This window comes from Rhizobacter sp. P3_C12, assembly GCF_056402735.1.
Window position 1 is genome coordinate 1 of record NZ_JBFUGW010000206.1, and the last position, 11,121, is coordinate 11,121.

Below are 11,121 nucleotides of genomic sequence, written 5' to 3' on the forward strand. Positions count from 1 at the left end.
GTGCCGGGACGTCGCACAGCAGGGCCTGCGCGTCGCGGTTGACGAAGGCGATCATGCCGTCGGCATCGATGCCGATGATGGGCGTCGGCACGTTCTCCAGCACGCCGCGCGCATTGGCGGCGCGGCTTTCCTCGAGGCTGGTCTGCTCGCGCTGGCGCGCCAGCAGTTCTTCCAGGCGCTGGTTGACGAGCGCCAGCTCGTGGTTGGCGCTGTGCACTTCGTGCGCCAGGCGCCGGTTCTCGTCGGCCAGGTCCTTCTGCCGGAACGCCTCGGCGACGTGGGCGCGCAGCCGTTCGTCGTCCCAGGGCTTGGTGAGGAACTTGTAGATCGCGCCTTCGTTCACCGCGTCGGTGATCGACTGCAGTTCGGTGTAGCCGGACAGCACCATGCGCACCGTGTCGGGGTACAGCTCCTTGGCGCGGCGCAGGAACTCGACGCCGGTCATGCCGGGCATGCGCTGGTCCGACACGATGACGTCGACGTTGACCTCGGCCAGGCGCTGCAGCCCTTCGGCGCCGCTGTTGGCGGTGACGATGTGGTAGCCGTCGCGGCGGAACAGGCGGCGCAGCGAGGACACGATGTTCTCCTCGTCGTCCACCAGCAGCAGCGTGCGCTTGCGCTGGCTGCGCGTCAGGAAGCGGTCGGGCAGCCGGTACTTCTCGCGCAGCATGCGCTCGACCTCTTCGGCCGGCACGGGTTCGCTGAAGAAGAAGCCCTGGATCATGTCGCAGCCGTTGGCGATCAGCAGGTTCAGCTGGCCTTCGGTCTCGACGCCCTCGGCGAGCACCTTCATCTGCAGGCCATGGGCCATCGTCAGCACGGCGCGCGTGATCGAGACGTCTTCCGGCGCCGCGGTCACGTCGTGCACGAACGAGCGGTCGATCTTCACGATGTCGATCGGCAGCGTCCGCAGCACGCCGAGGTTCGAGTAGCCAGTGCCGAAGTCGTCGAGCGAGATCTCGACGCCGATCGCCTTCAGCTCGCGCAGGATGCGCGACGCGTGCTCGACGTCGACCGTCAGCATGCTCTCGGTCACCTCGACCCCCAGGTGCGCCGGGTTGGCACCGGTCTCGAGCAGGATGGCGTGCAGGCGCTTGGCGATGTCGGGCTGCTGCAGCTGCAGCGGCGACAGGTTCACGTGCACGCGCAGCTCGGGCAGGCCGGCGCGGGCCCAGGCCGCCGCCTGCGTGCAGGCGCTGCGCAGCACCCATTCGCCGATCGGGATGATGAGCCCGGTCTGCTCGGCCACCGGGATGAACTCGACCGGCAGCACGTCGCCGAGCTCGCTGGAATGCCAGCGGACCAGCGCCTCGACGCCGAGCAGCCGGCCGTCGGTGAGGTCGACCTGGGGCTGGTAGTGCAGTGACAGTTCCTGGCGCCCGATGGCGCGGCGCAGCGCGGATTCGAGCGTCATGCGGCGCACGGCATGCTCGTTCGCCTGCGGCGTGAAGAAGGCGATGCGGCTCGCACCGCTGTCGGTGTGCAGGCGCGCCGTCTGGGCGCATTCGAGCAGGCGATGGGCGTTGTCGGCGTCGCCCGGGTAGGTCGCGACGCCCACCGAGCAGCTCAGGTACACCTCGGTCTTGCCGACGCTCTCGGGGAGGCGCAGCCCGTCGAGGATGGCGCGCGCGCGTTCCAGCACCGCGTTCTCGTCGTCGGCGAGGGACGGGTCCAGCAGCACCGCGAACTCGCCGCCGCCCAGGTGCGCGAGCGTCTCGTCGCTCTTGCACAGACCCGACAGGCGGGCCGCGACGGCCATCGCGAGGGTGTCGCCGGCGCCGAAGCCCATCGTCTCCTCGACCTGTTCGACCTGCGCGACGTTCAGCGACAGCAGCGTGAAGCGGCTGCCGTCCCATTGCGCCGCATGGGCCGCGGCGTCGACGCGGTCGAGCAGCAGCACGCGGTTGGGCAGGCCGGTCAGCTCGTCGTAGTTGGCGAGCTCCTGGATGCGGCCTTCGGCTTCGCGCTGCGCGGTGATGTCCTGCAGGATGATGACGCCGCGCAGCGATTCGCCGTCGGTGCCGACGTCGACGATGCCACGGTGCAGCACCACCAGCCGGCTGCCGTCGGCGCGCAGCAGCCGGTGCTGGAATTCGAACGGATCGCCGGGCGCCGCGCCGCGCCAGATCGACATCACGTAGCGGCGCTCGTCGCGCGGGAGCCAGCGCAGCGCGGCCGAGATCGACAGCGTTCCCGGCTCGTGCGTCTCGCCCAGCAGCGCATAGGCGCCGGACGACAGCGTGGCGCGCCGGCAGGCCAGGTCGATCTCCACCGAGCCGCTGCGGCACAGCAACTCGGTCTGCGCCAGCATGCGCGCCCGCCATTCGGACAGCTCGCGTGCGTGCTGGATCTCGCTGACGTCGCTGAGCGTCACCAGGTCGGCCTCGCGGCCTTCGAAGTCGATGCGGCGCCCGAACACGCGGGCGGCGAACACGCTGCCGTCGGCGCGCACGCAGCGGATGTCGTAGGCCGAGCCGGCGACGCCGGCCATGCGCTGGCGGATGTGCTCGGCCACGCGGCCCACGTCCTGCGGATGCACCACGACGGTCGCGACCATGCCGATCAGCTGGGCTTCGGTGTAGCCCAGCAGTTCCACCACCTTCGGGTTGACGTAGCGGAAGCGGCCGTCCTGGATCAGGAACACGCCGACCTGCGCCTGTTCGAGGAACGCCTGGTAGGCCTGGGACGCCAGCGGGGCGCGGCCTGGCGCAAGCGCGGCGTCGGTGACGGCCAGTCGTTCGGCAGCGGCGGGGGGTGATGACACGATGACAGTCTCCATCGAAGCGATGTACGGGCGTCTCTGTCGAACGCTTGCCCGGATATCGACGTGCAGGGTGACCGGCTTGAGCGCGTGGCGGCGCGAAGCTGATTTATGTCGAACAGTTGGCAGCGATGGGGGTTTACCCTGCCGGATGGGGCTCTAGCGCAGCACCTTCTGGATGACCTCGATGAGCTTGGCCGGATCGAAGGGCTTGACCAGCCAGCCGGTCGCTCCGGCGCTGCGGCCGGCCTGCTTCATCTGGTCGCTGGACTCGGTGGTCAGCACCAGGATCGGCACGCTCTTGAACTTGGGGTTGTCGCGCAGCTTGCGCGTCAGGCTGAGGCCGTCCATGCGGGGCATGTTCTGGTCGGTCAGCACCAGGTCGAAGTCGCGCGCGGTGGTTTTCTCGTAGGCATCCTGGCCGTCCACGGCCTCGGTCACGGCATAGCCGGCGCTCTTGAGGGTGAACGACACCATCTGACGCATGGACGCCGAATCGTCGACGACGAGGATCGAAGGCATGGCTGGCTCCCTGTGGCTGCGCCTGTTCGAGCAACGGCGCGGCAGCGCTACTTTAACGGTCCTGGCGTCCAGGGGCGGATTCAGAGTCTTTACGCCGTCTTGATGCGCAGCACCCGAATCCATACACCGATTTGATACGCCCGTCCCTACGCTCCTGGACATCCGAATCACCGTCGTGAGGAGTCCATGGACTTTCCGTTTCTGTATGGGCTGGCCGGCCTGGCATCGCTGGGCCTGCTCGTGTACCTCGTCTATGCGTTGCTCAAGGCGGAGGACTTCTGATGAACTCGCAAGCCTGGATGCTTCTGGTGGCCTTCCTGGCCATCCTCGCACTGCTCGCCTGGCCGCTGGGCCGGTGGCTGGCCGCCGTCGCCGAAGGGCGATTCCCCCGCTGGCTCTCGCCGTTCGTGAAGGCCGAACACGGCCTGTACCGAATCGCCGGTGTCGACGCCGCCGGCGGCATGGGCTGGCGCCACTACGCCACCGCGCTGGTGGTGTTCAACCTGCTCGGCGTGCTGGCCGTCTATGCGCTGCAGCGCCTGCAAGGCGTGCTGCCGTTCAACCCGCAGGCGATGGCCGCGGTCAGCGCCGACTCGTCGTTCAACACCGCGATCAGCTTCGTCACCAACACCAACTGGCAAGGCTATGCCGGTGAGTCGACGATGAGCTACCTGACGCAGATGCTCGCGCTGACGGTGCAGAACTTCCTGTCGGCCGCCACCGGCATCGTCGTCGTGATCGCGCTGGTGCGCGGCTTCGCGGCCCGCTCGTCGGCGTCGATCGGCAACTTCTGGGTCGACATCACGCGCGTCACCGCCTATGTGCTCTTGCCGCTGTCGCTGGTGTTCGCGCTCGTGCTGGTCGGCCAGGGCGTGATCCAGAACGTCGACGCCTACCAGGACGTGACGACGCTGCAGGCCTCGCCGCAGTCGATCGCGATGGGCCCGGTCGCGTCGCAGGAGGCGATCAAGATGCTCGGCACCAACGGCGGTGGCTTCTTCAACACGAACTCGGCGCACCCGTACGAGAACCCGACGCCGCTCGCCAACTTCCTGCAGATGCTGTCGATCTTCCTGATTCCGGCCGCGCTGGTGTTCATGTTCGGCCGCATGGTCGGCGACATGCGGCAAGGCTGGGCGGTGCTGGCGGCGATGACGGCGATCTTCGTCGTCTCGGTGGTCGTCGTCACCGCGCAGGAACAGCAGGGCAACCCGCTGCTCGCGCAGCTCGGCGTCGACCAGGTGGCGAGTGCCACGCAGCCGGGCGGCAACATGGAAGGCAAGGAAGCGCGCTTCGGCATCGCCGCCAGCGGCCTGTTCGCCGCCATCACCACGGCTGCCTCGTGCGGCGCGGTGAACGCGATGCACGACTCGTTCACGCCGCTGGGCGGCATGGTGCCGCTGGTGTTGATGCAACTCGGCGAGGTCGTCTTCGGCGGCGTCGGCACCGGGCTGTACGGCATGCTGATCTTCGCGATCCTCGCGGTGTTCATCGCCGGGCTGATGATCGGCCGCACGCCCGAGTACCTGGGCAAGAAGATCGAGACCCACGAGATGAAGATGACCTCGATCGCGATCCTGGTCACGCCGATCCTGGTGCTGGCCGGGGCTGCCATCGCGGTGCTGGCCGATGCCGGCAAGGCCGGCATCGCCAACCCCGGCGCGCACGGCTTCTCGGAGATCCTCTACGCCCTCACGTCGGCCGCCAACAACAACGGCAGCGCCTTCGCGGGCCTGTCGGCCAACACACCGTTCTACAACATGCTGCTGGCGGTGGCGATGTGGTTCGGCCGCTTCGGCGTCATCGTGCCGGTGCTCGCGATCGCCGGCTCGCTGGCCGCGAAGAAGCGCCTGGCCGTCACGGCCGGCACGCTGCCGACGCACGGCCCGCTGTTCGTCACCCTGCTGATCGGCAGCGTGCTGCTGGTCGGCCTGCTCAATTACGTGCCGGCGCTGGCCCTGGGGCCGGTGGTCGAGCACCTGATGCTGTGGAATCCGCAATGACAACCGTCCAGAATTTCTCGATGTTCGACCCGGCGCTCGTGAAGCCGGCCATCGCCTCCGCATTCGGCAAGCTCGACCCGCGCGTGCAGTGGCGCAACCCGGTGATGTTCGTCGTCTACGTCGGCAGCATCATCACGTCGCTGCTGTGGGTGCAGGCGCTCGGCGGAAAGGGCGAGGCGCCGCAAGGCTTCATCCTGGCCGTGGCACTCTGGCTGTGGTTCACCGTGCTGTTCGCGAACTTCGCCGAAGCGATCGCCGAAGGCCGCAGCAAGGCGCAAGCCTCATCGCTGCGCGGCATGAAGCGCAAGACGATCGCGAAGAAGCTGGAGCAGCCGCGCCATGGCTCCTCGTGGCACCCGATGGAGGCAGACGAGCTGCGCAAGGGCGCGGTCGTGCTGGTCGAGGCGGGCGACACCATCCCGCTCGACGGCGAGGTGATCGAAGGCGTGGCCTCGGTCGACGAGAGCGCGATCACCGGAGAATCCGCGCCGGTGATCCGCGAATCGGGCGGCGACTTCGCGTCGGTCACCGGTGGCACCCGCGTGCTGTCGGACTGGCTGGTGGTGCGCATCAGCGTGAACCCTGGCGAATCCTTCCTCGACCGCATGATCGCGATGGTCGAGGGCGCCAAGCGCCAGAAGACGCCGAACGAGATCGCGCTGACGATCCTGCTGGTGGCGCTGACGATCGTGTTCCTGGTCGTCACCGTGACGCTGCTGCCGTTCTCGATCTTCAGCGTCGACGCCGCCAAGCTGGGAACGCCGGTGACGATCACCACGCTGATCGCGTTGCTGGTGTGCCTGATCCCGACCACCATCGGTGCGCTGCTGTCGGCCATCGGCGTGGCCGGCATGAGCCGCATGATGGGCGCCAACGTGATCGCCACCTCGGGCCGCGCGGTCGAAGCCGCCGGCGACGTCGACGTGCTGCTGCTCGACAAGACCGGCACGATCACGCTCGGCAACCGCCAGGCCTCGGCCTTCGTGCCCGCCAAGGGCATCACCGAGCAGGTGCTGGCCGACGTGGCGCAGTTCGCGTCGATGGCGGATGAAACGCCGGAAGGCCGCAGCATCACGGTGCTGGCCAAGCAGAAGTTCAACCTGCGCGAGCGCGACCTGACGAGCCACAAGGTGGCGTTCGTCGCGTTCACCGCACAGACGCGCATGAGCGGTGTCGACATCGACAACGGCGACGGCACGCTGCGTCAGCTGCGCAAGGGCGCGGGTGACGCTGTCCGCAAGCATGTGCAGTCGTTGGGCGGCAGTTTCCCCGCCGACGTGCAGGCCGCTGCCGAGGAGGTGGCGCGCAAGGGCAGCACGCCGCTGGTGGTGGCCGACGGGGCGCGAGTGCTCGGCGTGGTCGAGCTGAAGGACATCGTCAAGGGCGGCATCAAGGAGCGTTTCGCCGAACTGCGCCGCATGGGCATCAAGACGGTGATGATCACCGGCGACAACCGCCTCACCGCGGCGGCCATCGCAGCCGAGGCCGGCGTCGACGACTTCCTGGCCGAGGCCACGCCCGAGGCCAAGCTGAAGATGATCCGCGACCACCAGGCCGACGGTCGCCTCGTCGCGATGACCGGCGACGGCACCAACGACGCGCCGGCGCTGGCCCAGGCCGACGTGGCGGTGGCGATGAACACCGGCACGCAGGCCGCGAAGGAGGCCGGCAACATGGTCGACCTCGACAGCAACCCGACCAAGCTGCTGGAGATCGTCGAGACCGGCAAGCAGTTGCTGATGACGCGCGGCTCGCTGACCACCTTCTCGATCGCCAACGACGTGGCCAAGTACTTCGCGATCATCCCGGCTGCGTTCGCGACCACGTACCCGCAACTCGCCGCGCTCGACGTGATGCGGCTCGCGAGCCCATCGTCGGCCATCCTGTCGGCGGTGATCTTCAACGCGATCGTCATCGTGTTCCTGATCCCGCTGGCGTTGAAGGGCGTCAAGTACCGCGCGATCGGTGCGGCCGCGCTGCTGCGCCGCAACGTCTTCATCTACGGGCTCGGTGGCCTGATCGTGCCGTTCATCGGCATCAAGCTGATCGACCTGCTGCTGTCCGTGCTGCATCTTGTCTGAGGAACATCGACCATGACTTCCGCTGTCTCGTCCCTCCTTCGCCCGGCCCTCGTCACCTTCGCGGTGTTGACCGCATTGACCGGCGCCGCCTACCCGCTCGTCGTGACCGGCATCGGCCAGGTCGTCTTCCCCCAGGAGGCCGCCGGCAGCCTGATCACGCGCGGCGGCAAGCCCATCGGCTCCGCGCTGATCGGCCAGAACTTCAGCGACCCGAAATACATCTGGGGCCGCCCATCGGCCACCGCGCCGATGCCCTACAACGCGACCGCTTCCAGCGGCTCCAACCTGGGGCCGCTGAACCCGGCGCTCGTCGATGCAGTCAAGGGCCGCATCGAGGCGCTGCGCGCTGCCGACCCCGGCAACACCGCGCCGGTGCCGGTCGACCTGGTGACCGCGTCGGGCAGCGGGCTCGACCCCGAGCTCAGCGTGGCGGGTGCGCTGTTCCAGGCAGCACGGGTCGCGAAGGCACGGAACCTGTCGCCGAAGCAGGTACAGGACCTGATCGAGCAGCACACCAAGGGGCGCTGGCTCGGCTTCCTCGGCGAGCCGCGCGTCAACGTGCTGCGCCTGAACCTGGCACTCGACGTGACACCCTCCTGACCGCCGCCCGTCGTCGCCGAGATGCTGATCAACTGTGTGGCCTATCAGGCGGGAGCCCGGCTTGTCGATCTGCCGGTCCGGGACATCAGCGACTACCTCGACAAGCCCGAGTGCTTCGTCTGGGTGGCGCTGCGTGATCCGTCGGCGCAGGAACTCGACACCATGCGGCTGGAGTTCAATCTCCATCCGCTGGCGATCGAGGATGCGAGCCACGGCCACCAGCGGCCCAAGGTCGAGGAGTATGGCGACGCGCTGTTCGTGGTCATGCAACTCGTCGAGCTGGTCGGCACCGACTTGAATGTCGGCGAGGTGGCGCTGTTCGCCGGACCCAACTACGTGCTGTCGGTGCGCAACGGGTGCAAGCAGCATTTCCTCGGCGTGCGGGAGCGCTGCGAGCGCGAGCCCCGCTTGCTGAAGCAGGGATCCGGCTACGTTCTCTATGCACTGATGGACGCGGTGGTGGACCGCTACTTTCCGATCCTCGAAGTGCTGCAGACGGAGCTGGAGAGCATCGAAGAGCGCATCTTCATCCGCGGCGCGGCGCACACCAACATCCAGCGCCTGTACGAGCTGAAGCGCAAGGTGATGACGCTGAAGCACGCGGTGTCGCCGCTGCTGCAGTTCGCCGGCAAGCTGTACGGGGGCCGGGTACCGGCCGTGTGCGAGAACACGCAGGCCTACTTCCGCGATGTCAGTGACCACCTGGCGCGGATCGACGCGGCGATCGATTCGATCCGCGACACCATCGCAACCGCCATCACCGTGAACCTGTCGATGGTCACCATCGAGGAGGGCGAGGTGACGAAGCGCCTGGCGGCGTGGGCCGCCATCTTCGCCGTCGCCACTGCCTTCGCCGGTATCTGGGGCATGAACTTCGAGGTGATGCCGGAGCTGAAGCTGCGCTGGGGCTACCCGGCCGCGCTGGCATTGATCGCCGCCACCTGCGGGTTCGTGTGGTGGCGATTCCGGCGCTCCGGCTGGCTGTGACTTCAACTTGATCTGCATGAGACGATGACCGACGACCAGCGCCCCGACCCTGACGCCTTGCTGGCGCAGATCCACGCGGACGAGCAGCGCGAGGGCCGCGGTCGCCTGCGCATCTACTTCGGTTCATCTGCCGGTGTCGGCAAGACCTATGCGATGCTGGTCGCTGCTCGGCAGCTGCTGGCCGATGGCGTGGACGTGGTGGCCGGTGTCGTCGAGACGCACGGTCGCGGCGACACCGCCGCCCAGCTCGAAGGCATGCCGGTGCTGCCGGCGGCGCAGATCGACCACCGCGGCAAGCGCCTGGCCGAGTTCGACCTCGATGCGGCCCTGGCCCGCAAGCCGGGGCTCATCCTCGTCGACGAGCTGGCGCATTCGAACGTCGCCGGTTCGCGCCACCCGAAGCGCTGGCAGGACGTCGAGGAGCTGCTGGCCGCCGGCATCGACGTCTACAGCACGCTGAACGTGCAGCACCTGGAGAGCCTGAACGACGTGGTCGGCGGCATCACCGGCATCGTGGTGCAGGAAACGCTGCCCGACACCTTCTTCGACCGGGCCGACGAGATCGTGATGGTCGACACGCCGGCCGACGAGYTGATCGMGCGCCTGCACGCCGGCAAGGTCTACCTGCCGGCGCAGGCCGAGCGCGCGGCGAAGAACTTCTTCCGCAAGGGCAACCTGATGGCGTTGCGCGAGCTGGCGCTTCGCCGCACCGCCGATCGCGTCGAGGACGACGTGCAGGCCTACCGCAGCGACCGCGCGATCGCGCAGGTCTGGAAGACCGAGGGCGCGCTGCTGTGCTGCATCGGCCCGCAGCCGGGCGCCGAGCACGTGGTGCGCAGCACCGCGCGACTGGCGCAGCAACTGGCCGTCACCTGGCATGCGGTGTATGTCGAGACGCCCACGCTGCAGCGGCTCCCCGGCCACCGGCGCGAAGCCATCCTGCAGACCGTCAAGCTGGCGCAGGAACTGGGGGCGAGCACGGCCGTGCTGCCGGCCCAGGACGTGGCGTCCGCCCTGGTCGCGCACGCCCGGGCGAACAACCTGTCGAAACTGGTGCTCGGCTGCGGCGCCGACGGACGCTGGGCGCCGTGGTGGCCACGGCGCACGCTGGGCCAGGCGATCTCGCGCATCGCGCCGGACATCGACCGCCTCGAAGTCGGCCAGTTGCGACGCTCGCGGTCGCCTGTGGCGACAGAGAGGGGCCTCGGCACCGAGCCGGCCACCGCCACGGTCGCGCACCTGCGCCGCTACGGGCTCGCACTCGCGGCCTGTGCCGGCACCACGGCGTTCACCCACCTGCTGGTGCCGTACTTCGCGCTGGCCAACATCGTGATGGTGTTCCTGCTGTCGGTCGTGTGCGTGGCCGTGTGGCTGGGCAGGGGGCCGGCGGTGCTGGCGGCGTTCTTCAACGTCGCTGCCTTCGACTACTTCTTCGTGGCGCCGCGCCTGTCGTTCGCCGTCTCCGACGTGCAGTACCTGTTGACCTTCGCCGTCATGCTGATCGTCGGCCTGGTCACCGGGCAGCTCACGGCCGGCCTGCGCTTCCAGGCGCGGGTCGCGACCCATCGCGAGGCACGTTCGCGCTCTCTGTTCGAGGCGGCGCGCGACCTCTCGAACACGCTGACGCAGCAGCACGTCGTCGAGGTCGCACAGGCGGTGATCGCGCGCGAGTTCCGGGCCCAGGTGGCCCTCTATGTGCTGGACATGGGCGATCGGCTGCAACCTCCCGCCGACGGCGCCGGGTTGGATTTCGGCACGGCGCAATGGGCCCTGGATCACCACCAGGCTTCCGGCCTGGGCACCGACACGCTGGCGGGCAGCGCCTGGCTCTACCTGCCGCTGAAGGCGCCGATGCGCTCGCGTGGCGTGCTGGCGATCCAGCCGACCGAGCCTCGCTTCCTGCTGATCCCCGAACAGCGGCAGCAACTGGAAACCTTCGCGGTGTTGACGGCGATGGCGCTGGAGCGTGTCCACTACATCGAGGTGGCGCAGGGGGCGACGGTGCAGATGGAGTCCGAGCGGCTGCGCAACTCGCTGCTGTCCGCGCTGTCGCATGACCTGCGCACGCCGCTGGCCGCGCTGGTCGCCACCGCCGAGCTGCTGGCCGCGAGCCAGCCGCCGCTGTCGCCGCGCCAGCGCGAGCTCGCCGCCGGGCTTGGCGACAAGT

The 11,121-nt window shown here is 68.6% G+C and carries 8 protein-coding genes; 6 read left to right on the forward strand and 2 right to left on the reverse strand.

The features are described 5' to 3' along the window. Positions 1 to 2,764: EAL domain-containing protein (locus AC1DXV_RS24900; RefSeq protein WP_477936064.1), on the reverse strand; the 2,764-nt coding region annotated here is incomplete at its 3' end. Positions 2,765 to 2,920: 156 nt separating this feature from the next. Beyond that, positions 2,921 to 3,283: a response regulator gene (locus AC1DXV_RS24905; RefSeq protein WP_477868347.1), complete on the reverse strand. Its 363-nt coding sequence runs from the start codon at positions 3,281 to 3,283 to the stop codon at positions 2,921 to 2,923. A 186-nt stretch (positions 3,284 to 3,469) separates the two neighbouring features. Between AC1DXV_RS24905 and kdpF the strand changes: the two genes are divergently transcribed. The 6 genes from kdpF to AC1DXV_RS24935 form a co-directional block, all read left to right on the forward strand. Continuing rightward, entirely contained in the window at positions 3,470 to 3,565 is a 96-nt protein-coding gene (gene kdpF / locus AC1DXV_RS24910; protein WP_477868349.1) for a K(+)-transporting ATPase subunit F, read from the forward strand. Further along, positions 3,565 to 5,286: a potassium-transporting ATPase subunit KdpA gene (kdpA, locus tag AC1DXV_RS24915; RefSeq protein ID WP_477868351.1), complete on the forward strand. Its 1,722-nt coding sequence runs from the start codon at positions 3,565 to 3,567 to the stop codon at positions 5,284 to 5,286. The genes kdpF and kdpA overlap by 1 nt, the downstream gene beginning before the upstream one ends. Then, a complete protein-coding gene (gene kdpB / locus AC1DXV_RS24920; RefSeq protein WP_477936065.1) occupies positions 5,283 to 7,367 on the forward strand; it encodes a potassium-transporting ATPase subunit KdpB in 2,085 nt (694 codons plus the stop codon). The genes kdpA and kdpB overlap by 4 nt, the downstream gene beginning before the upstream one ends. A 12-nt stretch (positions 7,368 to 7,379) precedes the next feature. Next, positions 7,380 to 7,967 carry a potassium-transporting ATPase subunit KdpC gene (kdpC, locus tag AC1DXV_RS24925; protein WP_477873052.1) on the forward strand — a complete coding sequence of 196 codons (588 nt, stop codon included), beginning with the start codon at positions 7,380 to 7,382 and terminating at the stop codon, positions 7,965 to 7,967. 21 nt (positions 7,968 to 7,988) lie between these two features. Next, the gene (locus tag AC1DXV_RS24930) at positions 7,989 to 8,954 is read left to right on the forward strand and encodes a magnesium and cobalt transport protein CorA (RefSeq protein ID WP_477873050.1); all 966 of its coding nucleotides are present in this window, start codon (positions 7,989 to 7,991) and stop codon (positions 8,952 to 8,954) included. A 24-nt stretch (positions 8,955 to 8,978) separates the two neighbouring features. Next, positions 8,979 to 11,121, forward strand: a 2,143-nt coding sequence (locus tag AC1DXV_RS24935) for a DUF4118 domain-containing protein (RefSeq protein WP_477936067.1), incomplete at its 3' end; no start/stop codon positions are given.

Coding starts and splice junctions, on each gene's coding strand:
- kdpA (WP_477868351.1), top strand. CDS start 3,565: ATGAACTCGCAAGCCTGGATGCTTCTGGTGGCCTTCCTGGCCATCCTC.
- AC1DXV_RS24905 (WP_477868347.1), bottom strand. CDS start 3,283: ATGCCTTCGATCCTCGTCGTCGACGATTCGGCGTCCATGCGTCAGATG.
- AC1DXV_RS24930 (WP_477873050.1), top strand. CDS start 7,989: ATGCTGATCAACTGTGTGGCCTATCAGGCGGGAGCCCGGCTTGTCGAT.
- kdpF (WP_477868349.1), top strand. CDS start 3,470: ATGGACTTTCCGTTTCTGTATGGGCTGGCCGGCCTGGCATCGCTGGGC.
- kdpC (WP_477873052.1), top strand. CDS start 7,380: ATGACTTCCGCTGTCTCGTCCCTCCTTCGCCCGGCCCTCGTCACCTTC.
- kdpB (WP_477936065.1), top strand. CDS start 5,283: ATGACAACCGTCCAGAATTTCTCGATGTTCGACCCGGCGCTCGTGAAG.